This is a genomic window from Paracoccus methylarcula (genome assembly GCF_003007735.2).
Lineage (GTDB): Bacteria > Pseudomonadota > Alphaproteobacteria > Rhodobacterales > Rhodobacteraceae > Paracoccus > Paracoccus methylarcula.
The window spans coordinates 173,036-194,755 of record NZ_PXNQ02000008.1; the positions used below are offsets into that span (position 1 = coordinate 173,036).

General features: G+C 57.1%; 23 protein-coding genes. 11 read left to right on the forward strand and 12 right to left on the reverse strand.

The window, feature by feature from the left end:
• Positions 1-312: 312 nt before the first annotated feature.
• Together A7A09_RS13940 and A7A09_RS13950 are read left to right on the forward strand one after the other, a co-directional pair.
• Positions 313-615 (forward strand): hypothetical protein, encoded by a 303-nt coding sequence (locus A7A09_RS13940; protein WP_148043677.1) that lies wholly within the window; start codon positions 313-315, stop codon positions 613-615.
• 635 nt (positions 616-1,250) lie between these two features.
• Positions 1,251-2,174 (forward strand): hypothetical protein, encoded by a 924-nt coding sequence (locus A7A09_RS13950; protein ID WP_148043678.1) that lies wholly within the window; start codon positions 1,251-1,253, stop codon positions 2,172-2,174.
• 421 nt (positions 2,175-2,595) lie between these two features.
• Here A7A09_RS13950 and A7A09_RS22155 read toward each other — a convergent pair whose 3' ends face one another.
• Complete coding sequence (locus A7A09_RS22155; RefSeq protein ID WP_106691967.1) at positions 2,596-2,949, reverse strand: helix-turn-helix domain-containing protein; 354 nt, start codon at positions 2,947-2,949, stop codon at positions 2,596-2,598.
• 632 nt (positions 2,950-3,581) lie between these two features.
• Between A7A09_RS22155 and A7A09_RS13960 the strand changes: the two genes are divergently transcribed.
• Complete coding sequence (locus A7A09_RS13960; RefSeq protein WP_106691968.1) at positions 3,582-4,427, forward strand: Vgb family protein; 846 nt, start codon at positions 3,582-3,584, stop codon at positions 4,425-4,427.
• 213 nt (positions 4,428-4,640) lie between these two features.
• On the opposite strand, the gene A7A09_RS13965 is transcribed toward A7A09_RS13960, so the two are convergent.
• Together A7A09_RS13965 and A7A09_RS13970 are read right to left on the reverse strand one after the other, a co-directional pair.
• Positions 4,641-5,003: a nuclear transport factor 2 family protein gene (locus A7A09_RS13965; RefSeq protein WP_106691969.1), complete on the reverse strand. Its 363-nt coding sequence runs from the start codon at positions 5,001-5,003 to the stop codon at positions 4,641-4,643.
• A 24-nt stretch (positions 5,004-5,027) separates the two neighbouring features.
• Positions 5,028-5,312, reverse strand: a complete 285-nt coding sequence (locus A7A09_RS13970; RefSeq protein ID WP_106691970.1) for a putative quinol monooxygenase — start codon at positions 5,310-5,312, stop codon at positions 5,028-5,030.
• 68 nt (positions 5,313-5,380) lie between these two features.
• Between A7A09_RS13970 and A7A09_RS13975 the strand changes: the two genes are divergently transcribed.
• Positions 5,381-5,959: a TetR/AcrR family transcriptional regulator gene (locus A7A09_RS13975; protein WP_106691971.1), complete on the forward strand. Its 579-nt coding sequence runs from the start codon at positions 5,381-5,383 to the stop codon at positions 5,957-5,959.
• A 161-nt stretch (positions 5,960-6,120) separates the two neighbouring features.
• Here the strand turns inward: A7A09_RS13975 and A7A09_RS13980 are convergent, their stop codons facing one another.
• The 8 genes from A7A09_RS13980 to A7A09_RS21105 form a co-directional block, all read right to left on the reverse strand.
• Entirely contained in the window at positions 6,121-7,659 is a 1,539-nt protein-coding gene (locus A7A09_RS13980) for a thermonuclease family protein (protein WP_106691972.1), read from the reverse strand.
• A 54-nt stretch (positions 7,660-7,713) separates the two neighbouring features.
• Positions 7,714-9,021, reverse strand: a complete 1,308-nt coding sequence (locus A7A09_RS13985) for a hypothetical protein (protein ID WP_106691973.1) — start codon at positions 9,019-9,021, stop codon at positions 7,714-7,716.
• The gene (locus A7A09_RS13990; protein WP_106691974.1) at positions 9,021-9,656 is read right to left on the reverse strand and encodes a hypothetical protein; all 636 of its coding nucleotides are present in this window, start codon (positions 9,654-9,656) and stop codon (positions 9,021-9,023) included. The genes A7A09_RS13985 and A7A09_RS13990 overlap by 1 nt, the downstream gene beginning before the upstream one ends.
• Before the next feature lie 197 nt (positions 9,657-9,853).
• On the reverse strand, positions 9,854-11,263 hold the full coding sequence (locus tag A7A09_RS13995) for a hypothetical protein (protein ID WP_148043679.1): 1,410 nt from the start codon (positions 11,261-11,263) through the stop codon (positions 9,854-9,856).
• A 479-nt stretch (positions 11,264-11,742) separates the two neighbouring features.
• On the reverse strand, positions 11,743-12,780 hold the full coding sequence (locus A7A09_RS14000) for a hypothetical protein (protein WP_106691976.1): 1,038 nt from the start codon (positions 12,778-12,780) through the stop codon (positions 11,743-11,745).
• Positions 12,781-13,806: 1,026 nt separating this feature from the next.
• Positions 13,807-14,187 carry a type II toxin-antitoxin system VapC family toxin gene (locus A7A09_RS14005; RefSeq protein WP_106691977.1) on the reverse strand — a complete coding sequence of 127 codons (381 nt, stop codon included), beginning with the start codon at positions 14,185-14,187 and terminating at the stop codon, positions 13,807-13,809.
• Positions 14,184-14,411 (reverse strand): type II toxin-antitoxin system VapB family antitoxin, encoded by a 228-nt coding sequence (locus tag A7A09_RS14010; protein WP_208021183.1) that lies wholly within the window; start codon positions 14,409-14,411, stop codon positions 14,184-14,186. Before A7A09_RS14010 ends, A7A09_RS14005 begins: the two co-directional genes overlap by 4 nt.
• 785 nt (positions 14,412-15,196) lie before the next feature.
• Positions 15,197-15,481 (reverse strand): hypothetical protein, encoded by a 285-nt coding sequence (locus A7A09_RS21105; protein WP_148043680.1) that lies wholly within the window; start codon positions 15,479-15,481, stop codon positions 15,197-15,199.
• Between the two features lie 301 nt (positions 15,482-15,782).
• On the opposite strand from A7A09_RS21105, the gene A7A09_RS14015 reads away from it, so the two are divergent.
• The 3 genes from A7A09_RS14015 (at position 15,783) to A7A09_RS14025 (ending at position 18,001) form a co-directional block, all read left to right on the forward strand.
• Positions 15,783-16,061 (forward strand): hypothetical protein, encoded by a 279-nt coding sequence (locus A7A09_RS14015; RefSeq protein WP_106691978.1) that lies wholly within the window; start codon positions 15,783-15,785, stop codon positions 16,059-16,061.
• Entirely contained in the window at positions 16,058-17,089 is a 1,032-nt protein-coding gene (locus A7A09_RS14020; RefSeq protein ID WP_106691979.1) for a PAN domain-containing protein, read from the forward strand. Before A7A09_RS14015 ends, A7A09_RS14020 begins: the two co-directional genes overlap by 4 nt.
• 369 nt (positions 17,090-17,458) lie before the next feature.
• Complete coding sequence (locus A7A09_RS14025) at positions 17,459-18,001, forward strand: hypothetical protein (protein WP_170167114.1); 543 nt, start codon at positions 17,459-17,461, stop codon at positions 17,999-18,001.
• A gap of 348 nt (positions 18,002-18,349) precedes the next feature.
• On the opposite strand, the gene A7A09_RS14030 is transcribed toward A7A09_RS14025, so the two are convergent.
• The gene (locus tag A7A09_RS14030; protein ID WP_106691981.1) at positions 18,350-18,871 is read right to left on the reverse strand and encodes an ureidoglycolate lyase; all 522 of its coding nucleotides are present in this window, start codon (positions 18,869-18,871) and stop codon (positions 18,350-18,352) included.
• Between the two features lie 279 nt (positions 18,872-19,150).
• Between A7A09_RS14030 and A7A09_RS14035 the strand changes: the two genes are divergently transcribed.
• The 4 genes from A7A09_RS14035 (at position 19,151) to A7A09_RS14050 (ending at position 21,636) form a co-directional block, all read left to right on the forward strand.
• Positions 19,151-19,549: a transcriptional regulator gene (locus A7A09_RS14035; protein WP_106691982.1), complete on the forward strand. Its 399-nt coding sequence runs from the start codon at positions 19,151-19,153 to the stop codon at positions 19,547-19,549.
• On the forward strand, positions 19,546-19,725 hold the full coding sequence (locus tag A7A09_RS14040) for a hypothetical protein (protein ID WP_106691983.1): 180 nt from the start codon (positions 19,546-19,548) through the stop codon (positions 19,723-19,725). Before A7A09_RS14035 ends, A7A09_RS14040 begins: the two co-directional genes overlap by 4 nt.
• Positions 19,726-20,098: 373 nt before the next feature.
• Positions 20,099-20,344 (forward strand): helix-turn-helix domain-containing protein, encoded by a 246-nt coding sequence (locus A7A09_RS14045; RefSeq protein WP_106691984.1) that lies wholly within the window; start codon positions 20,099-20,101, stop codon positions 20,342-20,344.
• Positions 20,344-21,636 (forward strand): type II toxin-antitoxin system HipA family toxin, encoded by a 1,293-nt coding sequence (locus tag A7A09_RS14050; RefSeq protein WP_106691985.1) that lies wholly within the window; start codon positions 20,344-20,346, stop codon positions 21,634-21,636. Before A7A09_RS14045 ends, A7A09_RS14050 begins: the two co-directional genes overlap by 1 nt.
• Positions 21,637-21,720 lie beyond the last annotated feature (84 nt).

The following is a 21,720-nucleotide window of genomic DNA, read 5'->3' on the forward strand; positions in this document are numbered from 1 at the left end:
TTCGGCACACTCAAGCGGTCTTGGTAAACGACGGCAAAGGACTCTGACCGGTCATCGCACCCATCATGTAATTGGCACGAGACTAGAATGGCGTCGATCCGGACGGAGCGAAGGATTGATGTCCGATCTCGTTCTGCCCGGAGCGACAGGGCGGAGGATCGCCGCCCCACATTCCGGCATCAAGTGCCGGAAAATTTTCAAGGACCTACTTCTCGTCAGTTTTGCGTAAAATCTCGCCCGTCAGGTGGGCGGCAAGCGCATTCCAGATCATGGATCCATTTTAAACCATTTATGGTAAAACAATACCGTAACATGGGCGAGGCTTTGGATGGCTCGCGCGCGTGCGGTTTTGTTACGCTGATGCTGGGCGTTTCCTGGATTTTATGGACGAACTGTTACGTGATGGACCTCGCCATGTTACCAGTTATCCACGATCAGAGCGGCAACACAACGAGGAAGCGCGATTGCGCCTTGGCGAACATTGCCGAAAAGTTAATATCCATTTCTTCTCGCCATGAGCGGAAATCCGCCGTAAGCTTATTTCGCATCGCCTGTGGGCGCGGCACTGATCAGCTCAGGCCCGAAGAGGTTAATATTCATGCGAACTTTAGCTGAGCTTCTCAGGCCGAACGTTATCACAGCGCTCCTTGCAGTGCTCACCGGTGTCGTTAGTTTCTACATAACCAACGTCGTTGAAAGCTTACGCTCGGGTTATACAGCCATTTATTATTTTGAGCAGGAAGCGAAAACGGAGACCGTAGTCTTTCACCTTGTAAACGTCTCGCGCAATAAGCGAATAGAAGCGGCGAGCTTCATCATTAAATGTGCAGACCAAGCAACCAATTGTTTCGGGAACGTGCCAGGCTCTTCCACCAAGTCGTTCGTGTCGGAAGTCACGACACCGCCTAACTTTGGTAGGCAGATCGACGGCGGGGGATCGGGTCCTGCCGCGATAAGAGTCTGCCTCGGAGCCATCGCTTCGTCACGGACCTCGGTCCGCGTTGCTCCGGAAGATGGGAAGACCACATCGCTAATGGCGCTATACGACCCATGGTCACGCGATTGCGCACCTACCAATGCGGAAGCCACCAACCTACTTCTCTTGGGGCCTCGCGACCCGCACGCATTCTTTGTGCGACACTATTTCACGGCGATAGCGTGTGTGCTCGCGGTCTCGGTATTAATCCTTGCCGCAACGGTAATCGGTATAGCTTTCCGCAGCTTTTTGAAGAAAATGAAGGAGGCTCCTGATGAGGAATCTGGCGTCCAGGGCACGGAGCTGGTTTTTCTTAGCTATCGTATTGGTGGTTCCGGCGACGACCCAAGCCGATAGTATCACGGTCACAATCTGCGCCCATCCTGAAGGGTTCCCGAAGCAGACTATCCAGGCAAACCTGAAGGTTCTACGGAGCGGTGCAGTGATCCCGACCACGCCTCAACCACTCAGTGATAGCTGCGTCCGGGTGGATCTGCCTGCCTGTGACGGCACGGTTATGATTGAAGCAAGCGTGCCGCGAACCTATTCGGGTAAATTGGCGTGTTCGACCGACCCCACACCAATGCTTATAGCCATGCAGGCCGACCGAGTTGAGATACTAACCGCCTCCATCGCGGATGCGTGGGGCGACGGGCTGCCGGGCTTCGATCAACAAAGCTTCATTGCCGATATTATCCGCACCGACACAATCCTGTCTGAACTCCCGGTCGAGGGACAACAATCAGTCAATGCACTCTATGCTGCACTTGCGGCTAGGAATTATCCTGAAGCTCAACGTCAGGCTTCAGAAACCGCAGCCTACTTGCGGGGTATTGAAGAGGTGAAGTTATCTTTAGCCTACAGTTCAATAACCTATGTTGCCGGTTTCCGGGCGATTGGAGTGGACGCGCTCGCCTCTGAGAACCCTCTAGTGTCCGTGGGGCCCACTCCCTCATCAGTCGTCCTGAATAAGGAGGGTCGCAACGTTTTAGGACTGTATCAGGCGGCCCGAGCGATACCTGCTGAACCTGGGGTTTGGGATTCCGCAACCACAGCTAACATTGCGACGGTCATATCTTTAGATGCAGAAGGAAACGCGGAGGATGAGTTCATGAAAACGCGGGGTGCGATAGTGCCTCAAGCGTTTAGCGCCAACGACTTTTCCATTGAGCCGACGGGTCGCATGGTTTTTCATTGACCGGAGGTTGTGTCCGCAAGCAGAGTCGGCGATGCTGGCGTTGAGTCGGTGAACGTCTACACCCCCAGCCCACTGATGTGGCGGACACACTCGTTTTCGGCGATTGAAATGAGATAATCTTGTCGATTTCAGGTCAGAATCTCACCGAGGCTATCGAGAGCGTCAACCGTTACAATCGCACGACCCCTTAGAGACGCACTGCGACTCATACAGCCCGTGTAGACATTTGCTGAGCGATACACGGAGAACGTTTGCCGCCCGTCAGCGACTCTGAAATCGATTCTGTGAGCGTTGCTGATGTCAAGGCGCAATTACCCGGGTTGAACCCTGGATTGATCCGAGCCACATGCTTGTCCAAGTTTTGTGATTAAGCACGCGACCAACGCGTCGACCGAGTAATGCCCAGAATCTCTGACAGAGCTTAAAGATGAGTCCCTGATTGCGTCTTTCGCCGCTCAGATGGCCCCAGCCCGAATCTGTCGCGATAGGCTCGCGCGAAATGCCCGCGTGATGACAGCCCGGCCGCAGCAGCGGCTTGCGCGCTGCTGCCCCGGGCGGCAAGGATGCGGTCCGCGGCGTCCAGTCGCACCGCGCGCAGGATCTCGCGAAACGATGTTCCCTCGGTCGCGAGCCGGCGCCGCAATGTCGAGCCGGCCATGGTAAGCTTCTCTGCCGCCGCACTGACTGTCCAGTCCTCCCCCCGATGCGGATGCCAGCAACCGCCTGAGCCGCTCGGAGACGCTCGCCCGCCCCAGCCAGCCTCCGGCCGGGTCATGGGCGATCAGGGCGACGAGCTCGGTCAGGCGGGCGTTGCGGACCGCTGGTGCCGCGGGTCCCTGCGCCAGCGCCTGCGCGGCATGCAGCAGCGACGCCCGCAGCGGTTCGGTCATGGTCAGGCGCATCGTATCGGCGGTGCTGGCCCCGCCTTCGGGCGGCGTGATGTCTGCCAATTCGATGACCAGCGACCGATAAAGCCCATGCACCTCGCCGGGGACATTGAACACCGTCATCGCGGTATCGGCGGGAATGACGAAGGCGGAGCCCGCCGGACAGACCGTGCCCTGGTCGCCCAGCCAGATTTCCTTCCTGCCATCCAGGACCACCCCGACCGCCGGTTGGGGCAATCGCACCTCCGCCAGCCGCTCATGGGCAAAGGCGCAATAGGTGAACAATCCCGGACCGGGCCCCTTCAGCCCCGCCGATGGTGTCGGCAGCATCGCGGCCAGCCTGTCCCGAAAATGTCGTGACGATGTGGTGCTCAGATCATCCATGACCCGGATTTAACATGCACGAACCCTCGTGACAGCATTCGAATTGAGCGTTTCGGGATCAGATCGGTGCGTCCGAGGATCATTTCAGGCATCCCTTGATGGCATGCTTCCCCGTATTCCATCAGGGGAGAACTCCATGCGCCTTGTCTTGCCGATCATTCTTGCCGCCGCAGCCTCATCCGCAGACGCACAGGAACGGTCACTTGCAAATCCCGAAAGCATCACCTGCGGAGAGGAGCACTGCTTTGTCTCGAATATAGGGGAAAAGCTGGATGCGACGGCCAGGGACGGCGATGGTTTCATCGCCCGAACCGATCTGATGGGAGAACTGGTCGCAGGGCCAGCTATTCCCAAGGACGGAATCCTGAACGCACCCAAGGGTTTGGCGTTGCTGGAGGATGTCCTCTACGGGGTCGATCTGGATCGTGTCGTCGCCTTCGATCCCGAAACAGGCGAGACGCGGGGAGAATGGCCGGCTCCGGACGGGACGGAAGGACTGAACGATATCGCCGTTTTCGGAGATGCCTTGTTGGTCACCGATTTCACCGGTGGGCGATTGCTGCGTCTGGATCCGGCAAAGGGGTTTATCGTTCTGGCCGCGGGCATGCCGGGCGCGAACGGGGTGATTGCTGCACCGGACGGTGTGACGGCCTATGTTGCAGCAAGCGGGGCAGAACTGGAGGGTGGACATCTTTACAGGGTCGATCTGGAATCCGGCAGGGTCGAGCCCCTCGGGCGGGAAACCGGCATCTTCGACGGGATCACCTGGGGGCCGGAGGGGAAGCTGATCGTCACGGATTGGGTCGATATCCATGCGCCGACCCCGGGGCGTATCCTTTCAGTAAATCCTGTCAGCGGATCGGCGCGCGAAATCTCAGTGCCGGAGCCCATCATCAGTCCAGCTGATTTGACCGCAACGGCACAGGGGCTGCTCATTCCGTCAATGCTTGGCGGTCAAATCGCAAGTTTATCCCTGGACTGATCCGGAAGCTGCAATCGTCGTCCCCTTAACTCAGGGTCCAACCCATAAATTTCACATCCAGAAAATGATCGCGGTGAGGATGATGACACTGAGGAAAATGTCGCCGCTTCGGTTGTATCGTGTCGTGATGCCGCGCCAGCCCTTCGATCTGCCATTGGCGCTGTCGATGCTGCATAGCACTTCCGGCAACCACTCTGTGATAGTAAAGAGCCGTTATCCCTTCACATATCCCAGACCCTCAACGATCTTTCCGTTCCGGATACGCATGATGTTTACTCCTCGAACCCGGTCCGCCTCGCTCTCGCCCCAACGCAGCCGCCAGCGGATTATCCCGCGATCCTCGCTGGCCCAGATTTCCTCGGCTTGGAAGATCAGGTTCGTCGAGGATGCGATGCCTTTCCAAAAGTCGAGGCAGGCCTTGCGTCCCTCGTAGCGCGCGCCATCCGGAGCAGGCGCCGTATTTTCAAGAACGCAGCCCTCCCCGATCAGATCATCGAGGTCCTCCGGGCGATGTTTTTCGAACGCGTCATGGAAACGGCTGACGATTTCGCGGGTGGTCTTGCTGTCGGCGTTCATCTTTTCACCTCCTGAGATCAGGGCCTAGAAAGGCTTTTCGGCCTTGTCGGTGCGATAGAGGCTTACGGCAACCTCCTTGGGTTTCCTCCTCGGCCCGCCTTTTGCGACCTTGCGCCAGGCGTTCAGCGTGGTCTGGTCGCGCCAGCACTCGAAGAGATTGACGCGTTCCGGATCGACTGCGTCCGCACTTATGGAGAAGTCGAGACAGCCGTCATAGGCCCTCGCGCGTTCAACCATGGCGCTAAACGCCTTCACGGCGTCGTCCCGCTTGTCGGCATCGGTGCGGGTGTAGCCGGCGATGATAATCATGGGCTCTCTCCTATCCAGACAGGTCTGTCTATTTGCAGCATACAGACCTGTCTGTTAGAGTCAAGCGCATGAGCAAAACCGTTTCGCAGACCGTTTCTGGAGCAAGCACCGCACGCCGTCGCTTGCTCGATACAGCTACCCGGCTCTTCTATACCGAGGGCATTCGTGCCGTCGGCATCGACCGCATCATCGCAGAGGCGGGTGTCGCCAAGGCGACCTTCTACAATCACTTCCCATCGAAAGATGATCTCGTCCTCACCTATATCGAGGAGCTGGACCAACAGGGGCGGGACGCCGTGTCAGCGTTTCCGGAGCAGCCGCCGCGCGCAATGATCGCCGCAATCATGGGACGGATCAGCGATGCGGTGACTGCCGGAGGCTGGCGTGGGTGTCCGTTCCTCAACGCGGCGGCTGAATATCCCGACCCGAACAGCCCTGTGCGGCGAGCCATTGATGGGCGACGTGCCTGGTATCACGATAGCCTCCGGAAGCATCTTGCAGCCAATGGCGATCCAGTCCCTTCCGTCACTGCCTCGCTGCTTGTGGCACTCTCGGACGGTCTGCTCGAAATGGCATATCTTGATGAGCCGGAGGACGTTCCCAATCTAGTTGCCGAAGCCTTGGAAAGGTTGCTCGTCCGGCCATGAGACACTGAAAGGTCGATTGGGGCTTTTTGCGGGACGTCAGGCGCGTCGCATCAGGGGCAACCAGCACGGCCTTCTCCTGCGTAGCGTGGGAAGTGGCGTCCTGCAAACTGGACCGGCGTGGGAGCGCTGTGAGGAATAATGGTAGAGTTGCAATTCAGCAATCACTGCATCGCTTTCCGGAAGGCAGCCGGCGGCTCAAACTCGCCTGACCAGAGACCGCGACGTTCGGATTTCGCCCGGAATCCTTGTTGCTCATAAGCATCCGAGTATTCCAGATAAGCCACCGCCATGCCGGCCGAGACCAGGTCTTCACCCAGATCTCGTCCGTTGACACGACAGATACCAACAGAACGTCCGTAGCGGTCGCGATCCACCTCTTCGCACTCCACGACGCCCCCACCGATTAAGGCGATGAGCGCATCGCGTGATGCTTCACCGCAGGCATATACATCGCCATTCGGGCGGGCGCATTGCTGCCGGATTTCAGGAGCATCTATACCAGAAAGGCGCCAGCGCTCTCCTCCGATAGCCAGGGTGTCTCCATCGATGACACGCGTGATTCGCGATTTGGAAGCCTCTTCGCGTTCTGGGGCAGGGGATGTCTCGCGCTTTTCGGGTCTGCTGCGGGGGCGAGCGGTTTCCGCTGAATGATCCGCGGCCTCTGCCGTCACCGCATTTCCAAGATCTTTACGTATCTCATCGATCAGACGTTCCCGATCCATACCGATCGAGAACATGACACGCCTGGATGCCTCGCGATCTTCAGCTCCGGATTCGTCGCGGATCGGCCTTGCGGAGGAATAACCGGCGGCTGCCAGATGCGCGCGGGCCCAATCAAGAAGTTCAGGTTCCTTCAGACCGCGCAGGCAGACCTCAAGTGCGTTCTGCGCGCGTTTCTGCGAGAGGTCGAGATTATAGAGATAGGCCTGCGCCGGGGCTTGCCCGCTCTGGCCTTCGGACGACGCATGTCCCTCGATCTTGACTTCCGAGATATCCAGTCCAGAATTTCTCAGGGCGGAAATCCATGGCGTGCAGAACTCTCGCAGGAATTTTTTATTCCGAATTTCCGCACTGCTTGCTTCGAACAGGATGTTCTGGGGTAGGGTAATGGTTCCATTCGCATCAATATCCCCACCGGCTTCCCTGATGCGGGGGCCAAGCTCTTCATTGAGCATATCGACTACACGTTCCTGATCGGCGGCAGCGTCCGCTAGTCGCTTGTTTATCCTTTCAGTTGTCTCATCCGGCCTCATAAGATCCTCAAGAGCGGCGCGGAGCCTTGTCTCAGGGGTGATTTCCACGGCATCGGCGAGGCTGATCCTCGTGCCTGGCTCAAGTTCGACTGCACCGTTTAGCAACCGTTTGAGATCTTCCTCGCGCATGAAACGCGTGTAATTCGATGTATCCGCAATCGCGACTTCATCACCTGCATTCATTCCGGCCTGCCGCAACCGCAGGGCTAGGTCGAATGTCCCGTCGGACAGACCTGCGACGATGCGCCGCTTCTCCTCATCGGTGAGATCCGCGATCTGCTCCGCGACATCCAGATTCTTCTTCTCGCTTTCCACTTGCCACCAGGTAAACAGAAGCAACAGGACGAAAGTCAGGAGGATGAACGCTTCGGCGACAGTGAGCCCCATGATGGCGCCGCGCTTGTAATCGCGGCTTGAGCCGACGCCGTCATATTTTCCAGATGCCATGCCGGATCTCCGTGTCAACCAGCAGCACCAATCTGTCGATCCCGCTGTGACTGTTCATGATCGGGTTCGAACGAGTCGATCTACGGCGTTTCTAAGGGCCTCCTCCAGCTTGACGGTGGCCGCTTCGATCTGCTCTGCGGAACTGAAAATCGTCCGGCAGATGTGGTCAATGGATTGCGCCAGCTTCTCGGAAGAACCCTTCATGTCGTCGCTGAGGTTCTGGCCTGCTGTTTCATAGTCAATTCCAACCCTCGCGGCAGCACGCACGTAACCGGTGGCCCCGCCCTCGATGATTTCGCGTGCCCTGTCCAATGTCTCCGCCATGGCATCACTGTCAGACTCAACGCGCCTTGCGAGACTATCGGCATATTCGCCAAGGCGGGACTGCGAGGATTGAAGCTTGCCGGCAGCCGCCTCGCTACCGGTTGCCAGATTTTCGCTGCTCTCCTTCAGCTTCTTGAAGCTTTGCAACACCTCATAGGCTGCGTTATCGCTTCCCGTTACCAGCCTGTTGGTTGTTTCGCTCAGCTTTTCAACGCCTTCGAAGACCTCATTGGCAGCCGTGATATTCTTTTCTGAGAGTGACTGCGCAATGTCACTCATCTCACTCATAGCGGCACCGATCCGCTCAGCCGCCTTTGCGCCGGCCTCAGCTACGGCGTCGGTCACATTGCTCAGTGCTGCTTCGGTCTGCATGCTGACGGCTTCGCGCAGGGCAGGGCCGAACTGTTCAGCCGATTTCAGGAGTTCCACTTGCATCTCCGCCATCAGCTTGTCGAAAGCCTGACGCATATGCGCTTCGCGCTCTGATGCCTGCTGCAGGCTCTCTGTCGAAAACCCTTTCACCTTGTCGAGTGAAATCCCGAGTTCGGTCCGGAAACGCCGCGCCGCTTCATTGAGCTCCATCCGCGCCCGACGCTCGCGGCTTTCGACATCGACCTTCATCTGGAGCATGAGGACGCGCAGGAAGACCCCGACGATCGTTGAAGATAGAGCGACCCCGAAGCCGGAGATGATTTCAGGGATGAGTGTCGCGCGGTCGGTCCCATTGGCGCCGACGATATGGTAAAGCGTCACCGCAAGCGATGTCAGGGTGAACAGGAAACCCAGATAATAGCTGTTATCCCCGATCGTTTCGGCATCCATTCGTAGGGGCGTCGCAAGAAAGGTATAAGCTGCATAGGCAACGAGAACCGTTGCCGCGAAGCCTGCAGCAAGCAGGGGTGGCACATTGATGGTTTTGAGACAAATGCTTCCAGCAGTGCCGATCAGAAAGGCCACAACCAGCGGGATGGCATCATTGGCCGGCCGTCCGCTCCTGCCATATATCCGCGTGGGACGATTTGTCTGTTTTCGCGCCATCAGAGGTCACCCAACCGTTTGAGCTCGGGGAGATGGGCGCCCTGACGTTCAAAATACATGGCCCAGAAATGCTCAATTTCGTCGAAATCAATTGAGCCTTCATTGGCTCTGGGAACCTGGTATATCACCACGTCCGCATCCAAGAATGTCATGCCGACGCGCTCAAAGTTGCCTGAATTTCTGAAGCTGTCCCAGTTGTCGCCGCGATACATGCTGAGTGCTTCGCTATGCTGCAACAGGTCGGAGACCAGGATGACACGCCGGGGGCCATCGAAGGTGACGAAGCCAGGCGTATCGGCGGCCAAAGCTTGCAGGCTTTCCATGATCGGCGAACTGTCGGCGCCGCTGGCGCTGGTCATCTCCCTGATGCGCGCCTGAAGCGGGTCCAGGAACTGCTCGCGATAACGTTGATCGATCAGGGACGCGTTCTGAGTGAAGGAACTCGCGGAAGCGGCATCCTGCGGTTTGCAAAGCGGTGCAGTCGCGCCCCATTTCGCCTCATCGTCACTGACTACTCCCATGGTGAACTGGGTTCCACGGGGAGCCTTGTCGACCTCACTTTCAAGCCAGGCAAGCAGTTGCGTGTGCTGCGTCAATGTAAGCGGGTCGGTCAGATCAATGAGAATCGCGGTCATTCCGACAGGTCCGGTTGCCGTGGGGCATAGTGTTTCCCTGTCAACAGCACTTGCGGTAGCTGTTCTGTTCGACCACCAGAAAAGGGCGCCCATTCCACCCATGAGCACAATCGCCAGCCCGTAAATGAAGAGTTTTTTCATCCCTCCACGGCGGCGCGAGCTGTGACGGGCTCTGGTCCTTCTGCGATTTCGAGCCATTACTGAGCCGCCTGCGGCTGTTCACCGCGCTGGATTTCCTCGGGTAGCCGAAATTCCCGGAGCGCTTCATCGTAAGTCGTGAATATGACCTGAATGGCCTTGTCGACTGTTTCACTTATCCGATCTGCCTCATCTTCGGCAATCTTGCGTCGGCCGTCGTCGGTGTGGGAGGGAACATAGGCCGTGAAACTGTGTTTTTCAGCGAATGATTTTGGTTCGGCATCTGTCCGGGCTGCGCGGTTCGCGTCACGATAAAGAGCCAGGAGATAGGCCAGCTTTGTATCGCACTGATCCAGGAAGGCGAGCAAATGCGCATTCAGGGCCGATTGCCCGAAGAGGGCATCGACTGCATCCGAAATACCCTCGCGAACCTGCCTGTCCGCATCGCGCAACTCATCAATCGCATCGTCGCGCTTATCTGTCAGCTCGGCCACAGCTTCCTGTAAATCATTCTCATGGGCATCACGGGCATTCTTGAGCTCTATTTCTATACCGGCATATCCCGGGAACGGATCTGTTGCATGCCAGCCCTTGATGAATGCCAAGGTCGAGATAGTCAGACCAATTCCAATCAGGATCCAGCTATCCATACTTGTCAGAGCGAGCATCCCATCCTGAAGCGCTGGAACGGCTCCCTTGATTGCCTCGGCCCAGGCAACTCCCTCGTCGATGAGGTCACGAAAATGCGCGATCATGAGGTTCAGGCCCAATGCAAATATGACCCATATGGAAAGGGCTCCGAAGCCGAGGAGTTTTCTGAATATCGAACGATGGTTCAGTCCGCAGGCAAAGTAGCCAAGCATCGTGCTGACGATGACATTCAGGGCAGAAAAGATGGTCGCCGTCAGAAGGCCGCCCAGCAGGCCCTGTTCATTGCCTCTTGAGAACATGACCGCATTCATTCCGCTTTCAATGGCTATAAATATCACCGTTATCGCCGCGAATAGGAACCAGCCCTCAAATTGCTTTGCCGGACGCTGCAACTTGTTCGTAACGCGAAAATGCTCACGATGCGCATATGTTTCGCGTAAACGCTCGATGGACCTGGTCATTGTCGCCTTCCAGCCATGGACAGCTGAGGTGAAATCACCCTTCGCTTTCCCGGCAACGATATCGACCTCCTTGCGAAACTCGCCGGCGCGTGCGAGCCGTTCATTATAGGTGCGCCGGTTATTCTCGAAATTTTCCAGGCCGATGCGGCGAAGCGAACCTATCCTGTCGATGATCTTGGTTTCGACGCTGTCTGGTTCAGTTGCTTCCTCACCCGGCTGGTTATCTGTCCCGCGCTGCTTTCCGATGCGTTCCAGATCGAGATCACGGGCCAACTTTTGCTCATCTATCTCAGGGAAGACCGACAGTGATGAAATCAAATCATCGGTTCGCAGGATGGATTTCAAGCGGTCTAGCACGTAAAACCTCGTATCAGCATTTCTCAAACTCTGAACTATATCAATCTTCTGTGGTGCTGGCAGCCCTTTGACGTTTGCAAGTAATCATAAGGAGCATCCGAAAATCTCCCGCATCCAGTCTGATCTGGTCGAATTTGGGGATGACGAGATGTCTTCATTTGCCATGTCGGTGCGCGAGGCTTAATTATTTAGCTTCACAGGCATTGGATGAGCAAAAATCCGCCGAGTCAAGTGGTGGAGTGCTTCCATGCCTCTTCAACTCGTCCGCATAGTTTTCAGCGATTTGCTTGCGACCGCGCTTGGTGAAGGCTGCACAGGTTCCTCTGGACTACTGAATCGAAAGGCCCACCGCGCACGTGGATGCACGATGGGCCGCACGGGTTTGTGCATGAAGGTAGTGAAGCCACATGCCGCAACCAATATATACCAACCAGTTGGTATTGCCGCAACAGGAAAAGTGACATTGGGTGCAGAAATTTTCATGCGCTGATCGCTGCGGACATGTCGCCGGTAACTGCGGCCATCACGATTTGCTTGTATTCGATATCAAGCCTGGCTTCGCGGCGTGTGACCTCGGCAGCGATTTCTTCCTCGGACAGCTTACCTTTCTGACCTCTCGCCCACTTGGAGATAGATTTCTGGGCGTTCTTGCGCTTCTTTTTCTGATCCGGTGTCAGGTGCGACAGGTTGGCATTCGGCTTGTCACCCTTGCGGCGGCTCGCGTTATACCGCTCGCGGCCTTCGTCGGTCAGGCGGTAGGCGTCGATCTTCTCGCGCTCCCGAATTTCCGGATCATCGGCGCGGTCATGCTCTTCGATCATCTTAGCGCGCGCCTTTTCCGTCTCATAGCTCAGCGTAGCGATGACGCCGGGTGCGGCCCCGTTCGCCTCGGCTTTCTCAAGTCTGTGCCTGCAATCGCGATAGTGATTATTCGCGCGATCATACCGGGACATGTATTTACGCTTCAGTTTAGGCTTGACGGGCGTGAAGAAGTGTGAAGCCGACCAGCCGATGCTAAGCTTGTGACAGAAATACATGCGCTGACCAGTGAGCGGGCATTCTTCCGGGTCTGGCTCCCAACGGTTGCCGTTGGCGTCCATGAATGCCCCGTCATCCTGAATGGTCAGCGGTTTGGCAGGTTTAACATCGACGGGCGACGTGTATGGCTCGGGCGTGGGTCCGCGTCTGGCGGGTTCAGGCTTCTCGTCAAGCTCTGCCTCAAGCTCTGCCCAGAATCTATCAACCTCGACGCGTTCGATTGCCTCAAGCTCTGCCTTCCGCGCTTCCAGCTCGGCGATGCGGGTGTTAGCCACGGCGATGCGGCCGCTCATTGTGTCGATCTGACCGGAAAGGCGGCTGATATACGCCGCAGCGTTCGGATAGGTGCCAATGTCAGGATCGCTAAGGTAGCGAACGATCTGGTCAAGCCCTGCCCGATAGTCGGCTAAATCGTCATGGCGACGGATAAGCTCGCGCTTGACGGCGTCAAGATCGGTGTATTCGGCTGGCTGCGGCATAAAAACCTCACTATGTGACTTCACTGCATCACTTATAACCTGAGCCGCTTCCGAGCGTCAACCGCAAGCGCGCTAAAATTGACCGCAGAGAGGCTTTAGGCTTTTGGGTGCGTATGGGTGCGGAAAACTGGAACAAGCTGCCAGTGATCTCCTGCGTGGCTGTGTGAGCGTTTCAGGCTCATAATGACGTGAAGGTAATCTTGACGCGGAGGGTGAAACGGAGCCAGGGTGACCATGACCAGACCGTGGCTAGACCGAACGCTGCGGAGCGGCGCCGCGCCAGACCGCGGGCAGGTGGCGGTGACGGTCTGCGGCACCGGAAGCTGCCTCACCCCTCTGTCCGGTTCGCCGTGCGGCCGCGAAGCGGCGCTTGGCACCCCGGAGGTAGGTGCATCGACAGGGCGAACTTCTGCCCGAGCTATGAAGAAGTGAAGAAAAGAAGAAACAAGGTTACTCTTAAGGAGTATCATATAATACGAGCAGAAGTTCACCCATCCTCGGCCCGCCTGCGGCGGACCTCCGGAGGGTGAACTTCTGCACATCTTTTCAGAAACGGACACCGGAGCCTATTCCTCCTCGGTGTCCGTATCGTTTCGTCACCCGTCACAGCGAACAAGAAGCTGGTTCGGTCCGATGCTCCGGCCTGACGAAGCGTCGTGCCGTTCTGGCGTCATTCGCGCGCTTCTTCCGATCAAGCTCGCACCTATTTCGCTCGGATGACTCGCCAGAGCGGCAGAGAGACTCACTGACGCGCGTTAGCGTCTTTCAGGTGTCAGACCACCGGGGAGGCCTTACGCGTGCTGTATGAGTCTCTCTGCGAGTCTCTGAATCGCCGCCTCTGAGCCAGCATCCCGCCGGGTCTCATCTGATTGACCAATCACCGAGGGAGGTGTCACGATCGGCATCGAAGAGAATGGGCGTGGTGGCGTGGTGGCGTGGTTGAAGCAACTGGAAAACGGCAGCGCGCGTCAAGCCGCTCGCCCATGAAAGCCAGTCATGATCTCGATCCCGTGACTCGTCCCATCGCTAGGATGGCTCGGCCGGATATCCGATCTTGAAGAGGTTCGCCAGGTTTGCGAGACGTTTGTCCTGGGTCCAGAGCCGCGTTCCCTCGGTGATTAGGGTCGAGGCGAGTAACACGAGATCGACCAGACCGCATCCCCGACCGAACAGTCTTTCCCGTTCGATGAAGGTCACCGTCTCATCCAGCGTTACCTGATTGCACGCGCGAAGATTTCTCAGGTTCGACAGGGTCCGTTCACGCGGTTCCGGCGGGGTTCCGCAGGCAAGTTCCGCCACGATCAACGGGTGGATCAGGACCCGGTCCGTTTCGAGAAGCTGGACGAGGTGATCATCGCGTTGTCTGAAATGCTGAACCCAAACCGAGGTATCGACCAGGATATTCATGCAGGGGCAGACCGACGCGGGATATCTGCCATGTCGGGTGCCGCCCCACCCAATGCGGCAAGACGCCGTGCCGATTGGACCCGGACAAAGGTGGTCATGGCTTCCTTGAAGATGTCCGACGGTTTCTCCAGGCCAGCATCTGAGAGCGCGACTGCCCGTTCGAAGAGGTCATCGTCAATGGTTACGGTTGTGCGCATGGCAAAATCCTGCATCAGTTTCAGCATCAATATGTGCCGTCTGAAGCATCAATTCAAGTGAGCGCATTTGCTGTCATGGAGCACGAAAGCCATGTGCTGACCGCCAGCGAGTTGGCTTCACCGACATTTCTGGCGCGCTTCCTGATTCTCCGCTAAGCACGGCCCAGATGATCGAGCGGAGGAATCGTAGCCCATGAAAGCCAGCCATGATCTTGATCCGCTGATCCGCTTCGTGACGCAGGACGAGGTCTGGCACGGACGCTTGGCTCAAGCAACTGGAAAACGGCAGTGTCCGCTAGGCTGGAACGCCGATGGCGGAATACGATTTCAGCTGGATGTGGGAGGAACTGGGTCTTGCCGGGGAACGGCGGTAGGTCGGGCGTCGCCCAGGCTCGCGATCGACTCTGAATGCCGGCAATAAGCTCAGTAGACAGGCGGTAACAGTTGCTCGGTGGCCTTTCTCCTGGAAACCCGAACCTGCCGCCCACGAGCCTTGTTGCCGCCCTGGTGAATCGCGGCGCGCTGCCCCTCGGCGATGAGTTGCGCGTCTGACTATAGCACATCATCGATCAGGGATCACGTTTCCGTTGACACGGCAGCACCGTCTGCTCAATGGTTGCCGGATCGGAGGGAAGAGAAAGTCGGCGTGACTGGGGAGGGTGCGTCACTTTCTGTTCGGGGGAGGCCCCACGCGGCTCTGGGAGGAGTGGTCACGTGGGGTGGACACCCGCAGGGAGGAGGATTGCGGGCTCGGGCTTTCCCTGTTGAACATTGGCCCTGTCTGTCAGACTGCCGATCGGTAGCATCGCCAATCAAGCGGAATGCACCCGATGCGATGTTGTCATGTGAAATTGGTTCGTTTGCTTGCATCCATTCAAGGCGGTGCTTGATCCATAGGCAAAGAAAACCCGCGCCCAAAAGATGGCACGGGTGAGTGGCTCCGCAAAGCGGCGAAACAGGGCGACGCCGCGAAATCCAGGATATTGGCGGCATGTGACAAAGGCGTGAAATGACTGTGCCGGGGTATGATCGTTGTTGGGGAAGTGATGAAGTCGCCCAATGCGGTTGATGCACACGCAGAAGACGATGACTGCCACGCGGACTTTCTGGGCGTTTGCGATCACTGCAGACGTATATACAGGCCGTCGAACCAGGCGCTCGCAATACCAGCCGCTTCCGCGAACGAAACTGTTACCAGGGGTGCAAAACGCTCGAGACGTTTGCCTCGTCAGGCAAGCTTCCCGTCAAACGGCTGACCACTTGGGAAATGTTGGCTGAATAGGTGTCGCATAAAAATCAATATAAGGTCTCCATCCCGAGTTGTTTTTTCGCCGACGATGTGAGCAGATTGATCAGCCCAACAGGCTAGGCCCGATCAATCAAAACAATAACGCTCACATGTTCCGATATGCCATCCTCTTGCCTGCTTTTCTTCTCGCGAACATGCTCCTGTCCGGAGCCGGTGGTGCGATGGAGATCGCGAGTGAATATAAACCGGCGACCAATCTTCTCCCACCGATTGTGACAGTCCATCTCAGCGGCGAAATTGTCCCCGGTGATTCCGAAAAGTTGAGACTGGAACTTGGAAAACATGCGGGGAATGAAGTTCTGGAGATCGATTTCAATTTCAATTCACCTGGCGGATCTCTGATTGAAGGCATCCGCTTGGCAGATTGATCGCCTCTCGCCCGGAGAAAACCGTTGCCAATATCGGCGAGAGTAACACGGCATTCTGTGCGAGTGCCTGTGTTTATGCCTATCTCGGCGCCAAGTATCGCTACATCACGCCTGGGGAAAAGCTCGGAGTTCACAAGTTCTACAGCCAAGAGGAGATGAGCGCCTCAGAGGCCATGTCAACAAGCCAGGATCTGAGTGCCATCATCCTCGAATATATCAAGTCGCGCGATGTCGATCCGGGCTTCTTTTCCGATATCGTCTCGGCATCAGGAGGCAGTATTACTTGGGTTACTCCAGAGCGTCTGCTTGAAACTGGCGTGGTCTCACAAGGCGTCAGCGAAACGATCGTGGAATACAAGAACCTCGATGGCATGATTTATTTGCGCGTTGAGCAGGACGCCCTCGTCGGTCGCAATGTCATGACCTTCTCCTGTGGAAAATACGGAGCTCATGGGATGGCTTTCCTTCAGGAGCCACCAAATGCCTTCACTGGGCCACCTCTGTTCCACTCTTCTGGTCAGGACCTGACGATTCATGAGTATAAATTCATCAAACACGGGGACGGAAATACCATTCTCTCCTATATTGTAACGCCCGCCAATGCAGCAATTCTTGCCGGGAACTCATCGGCCGGAATCAAGGTCTTCAACCAAGATTACTCCATGTCCTATGGCTTCCAAGGCAGTGTCTATGACCCCAAGATCCGCGAGATGGTGGATGGCTGCATGCAGAATTTCTTCCGAAGTCCCCCTCTGCCCCCCGCGGCTACGACACCTCAGCCAATTACTCCCACACCACCGGCATTTTCAATGGAGCGCGCAGCAAACTTGGATATCCTTGGGGGTGACCTGCTTGCAAACGGGATCCGCAATATCAGCCTGGATGAATGCGAGCGGCGGTGCATGAACAGCAATCAATGCGTTGCCGTCAGCTACGTCACCGGGAAGCAATGGTGCTGGCCGAAAGGTGATTCGCGCACCACCATAAACCGGCAGGGCATCATTTCCTCGATCAAGCGACTGAACTGATCTCGAGATCAAGGAATCTGCGGTCCAGCATCCCGAGTTAAGGCGGTTATCCGTCAAGACACGGCCCAGTCAGGGATCGTTTTCAGCATTTCCAGCCTGATATTATCCGGGATCTCATTCCGCCCGGAGCGGTTGGGCTAAGCCTGTAGACGGACAGTATCGTTGCTCGACGGGTGCAGGCGCCAATACTCGAACCTGCCGCCTGCGTTTCTATTGCCCTGTTTCGCGAGGTGCACGGCTATCTCAAAAGCGGACGAACCTTCGGAAAAATTGTCGCGCGAGCTTGAAGGCCTGAGGCAAGCTGAAACTTCAGTATTGCCATTGACCTTGCTGCGGCGGCCTAGAATCATGCCTTGAAAAATGAACAACATGCTTACTGAGAAAATGATGGATCAGCTGGAACGACATATCCGCGGATGGACCCGAGCAATTAACGGACAGTTTCCACGCCCCTGGATGACGGACAGTCCGGAACCCCATAAAGCCGAGGTTTTTATCGTTGGAAGGAACCAGAAACACGGCTACGAGGTAAGTAAGGTCGGTAGTCAAGAGCGCCACATCAACGCACTGTTCAACCGAAACGGTGAAACTTGTCGCGGAATATACGACGAGATTGCGCCGATGCCGTCTCGCACGAGGATGAATACTGACGCATTAACGCGGCGCCTTCGTTCCAGGGGCATCGAGCATATTCTTGAAACGAACGTCATTTGCTATTCTTCTCCGATGAGCGGGGACCTCAGTAAAAGCGAGCACGTCGGAGGAAAGGCGCATGGGATGGAGGTCTTCCGAGGGTTGCTTGACCTCATTCGGCCGAAGGTTCTGATCGCGCATGGATCCGGCACACTGAAGGATCTCGCGAGAACTCTGGGAGAAAGCCGTTTTGAAATGCCCGACAGCCTGAAGAGGTAGTTTTTCGAGATGTCGGTCCGACAAGGGTATATTCATCTGATAGCTTGGCGCCTCCCCGATGGTATAAATGGCACCTGTGGGCGGACGAGTATCTGGAGAATCTTGCCGGGGAGGTCAAAAGGCATTTGAAGAACGCGAATGTAACGTGAGCGACGTGGTCCGGAGGGTTGGCAATCGCTGAAGTGCTGAGCACTGGCTGCACCCCCTTCGTGCGATCGGGTCAGGATGCATTGATTTTGGTCTCGCTGCGTGATTCACGGCTCGGAAAATGGAGCTTTGACATGGTTGATCTTTTCTGGCTGACCGACGTGCAGATGGCACGTCTGGAACCCAAGCGAATAACCGAATTTATCGTTCTGCAGTATTCTCGATCGATATGTCGATATCGGCATAGTGGCTTTCTGCAAGCGGTGTGTCGGCATGGAGGTGGGCGACGAGGTCCCTTGTGGTCGCAGCGCGGGTAAGCATAGCGCAGGTGACGTCACCAGAGAAAACGCGTGTAGCGTGCCAGCATTCTTTGGCCATAACGATTCCCTGACCAGGTTCGATGGTGAAGGCCTTGACCGTCCGCGGATCGGGCGCGCCGTCGGGGCCGGAGCGGGCGACGATGTGGACGATGGGGCCGGTCAAGGGAATCAGCGCCTGTTCGGTGACGGTGTGGGCTTCGAGCCTGGTGATGGCCAGCTCAGGGTTGCGATAGACCACCCAGAGGATTTCGGTTTGCGCCTCGCCGGAGACAAAGCCGTGCTCATGCCAGAAATCGGAGGCCGTAGAGAAGAAAGCGGTGTCGGGGGTGTGGCGAGACGCAAAGCCTAAGGCTGTGCCGAAGGGAACGAAGGCGTCAGGGGTGAGAAGTTCGATTGGGATCATTTGGCGGTCCGGTAAGGGGGTGAAGATTTGCGTTGTGCGTAAGATGGAGGACGGTTCAACGGTGCTCAAGCCCTAGTTGCGCCGCTTCAAACCAATCTTCGGCCATCGGGACGGACGTTTGGCAGATCGGAACGGTCCGAGCACCGGCTGCATCCCTTTCATGCAATCGGGATTTTCCTAGGACTTCGCACTTCCCTCACGATCTGTGTTGATCCCACCCGACGGTGAGCGGCCGGGTCAGTATGGTCGGTCTGTGTTCAATAACAGCAGAGACCAAGCATGGCCCACCCTTACGCCGATAGTGCAGCCGCAAAACTTATTGCTGATCGTGTCCGCGACCTGAAGCATAGCAAGACCCAGGGAGAAATCGCCACCGAGGCGGGCTTCCGGAACTCGAACTTCTTGACGATGTTGAAAACCGGGGCGAACAAGGTTCCACTCGACCGGGTGCCGGACCTGGCCCGGGCGCTGGAGGTCGATCCCGCCCTTTTGATGCGGCTGTCTCTGGAGCAGTCGATCGGCCCCGCAGCGGCAGCGGCGGTGGTGAGCGTGTTCGGGACACCCGTCACCCAGAATGAGTTGCAGTGGCTCAACGAGATTCGTGATGGGTCCAATCACAAGGATCCGCATATGACTGCCAAAGGGCGTGCGGCGATCCGGGGGTATTTCGGGAAATGAGCGACGGGATGTTCATGTTGCCCGCCCATCCAGCGTCGATAAGCACATGGGGAGAATTGACAGCCAACGAGCGTGACTGGATCGAGTTCATCAGGGTCATTTCAGGTGGGCGCGATCCGGCAGTAACTCCTGAGCGGGTGCGCAGGTTGACGGATCTGCTGGATGAAACTCGCTGATTTGGGCAGGAAGGTGGAGAATAATGGTCGCCCGAGATTGGAGCTCGGGCGATGCGTTCCGAACGGATGCCGTTTAGTGCGGGCGGTGGGACCACCCGGACCGAGGGACCGCCTGGCTGCCGAGTATCCAGGTCCGGTAAACGAGACGCTGGAACTTCCCGATGCCCATTGATCCGACACTCGGATAGGGATCCGGCGCGGGACGGGGCGCGGTCTAGCCATTCCTCCCTTCAGATTGCCGGGTAAACCTTGAACGTGTTCCACTGCGTCAGCGGATCAGGCGCTATGGATTTACGCCTTGGAGTAAATTATAAAAATTTACGTTGAAGCGTAACTAAAGTCGTTTTACGCTGTGGCGTAAAGGAGGCGTGCCGTGAACCTTACAGCAAGAACTGCCGAACAGATCGGCGAGGCGATCCGTCGTGCCCGCAAGGCGCGCGGCTGGACTCAGGGCGATATAAGCACGCGCACCAATCTACGCGTGGCAACAATATCGTCGCTCGAAAACGGTGATGCCGGCACGAAACTGGCAACCGTTTTGGCGGTGATGGCTGCGCTCGGATTGGAATTCCGATTGGTTGAGCGTGGCGGATCGGTCGAGATTGAGGACATCTTCTGATGGCGAAGCGTGGGCGTGGCGGCACGATGCAGGTGCTTTTGAACGGGCGGCTCGTGGGGCAATTGCGCCTGGCCAGGTCCGGCGCGATCAGCTTCACCTATGATCCGGATTGGCTCGCTTGGCAGCATGCGATGCCGATCTCGCTCTCGTTGCCTCTGCGCGAAGAAGCGTATCACGGCGGGCCGGTCATCGCCTATCTGGAAAACCTGCTGCCCGACAATCAGGCGATCCGTGAGCGTGTCGCAGCCAAGGTGCGGGCAGAGGGCACCGATGCCTGGCACATCCTCGAAAAGATCGGCCGCGATTGCGTGGGCGCACTGCAATTCGTTTCCGGAGAGGTGCCGGAAGCACCGGCCCTGCAAGGAGAACCGGTAGATGACGTGCAAATCGCCGCTATGCTGCGCAACCTAGCGAGCGCTCCATTGGGGCTGGATGCGGAAAATGACTTCCGCATCTCGATCGCGGGCGCTCAGGAAAAGACAGCATTGCTGCGTCATGACGGGAAATGGTTACGTCCCGCCGGCCTGACGCCCACCACCCATATCCTCAAGACGCAGATCGGCGAATTGCCGAGCGGTATCAATCTCTCCGACAGTGTCGAGAACGAGTATTTCTGCATGAATTTTTGCCGCAGGATGGGGGCGGCTGTGGCCGAAGTAGAGATTGCGGATTTCGAGGAAGTGCGCAGTCTCATCGTGACGCGCTTTGACCGGCAATGGACCGGGGCAGGGCGGTTGATCCGTCTTCCCCAGGAGGACTTCTGCCAGGCACTTGGAATCGCTCCAAGTCAAAAATACCAGACGGACGGTGGACCGGGATTTTCCGACGGAATCGCCCTGCTGGAAGGCAGCGATACCCCTGAATTGGATCGGCGGGCGTTCTTCCGTGCGCAAGCACTGTTTTGGCTTTTGGGAGCGACCGACGGTCATGCGAAGAATTTCAGCATCGCGTTGCGTCCCGGCGGTTTCCGCATGACGCCCCTCTACGATGTGCTCAGTGCGCAGAAGGCAGTTGATGACGGGCAGATCCGTCAGAACCGGATGCGCCTCGCGATGGCGATAGATGGTCATTATCGGGTCAATGAAATCGTGCCACGCCACTTCCTGCAAGCAGCGAGGGCGGCGGGTTTCGGCGTGGCACTGGCAGAAGAGGTGCTGGAAGACATCGCCGCTCGGATCGATGCTGCATTGGCGGACACTACGGCAACTCTACCCGCAGGTTTCCCGACCGACTTGGCGGAGAGTATCGCTAACGGAATTCGAACTCGCGCTGCGGGGATTGTGCTTGGATAGAGCAGGTTAAGCGACTCAAAATCTGCTAATGCTTTTGCTAACGAAAGTGCTAATGTGCGAAAAATAAAATTGTTTAATAACAAT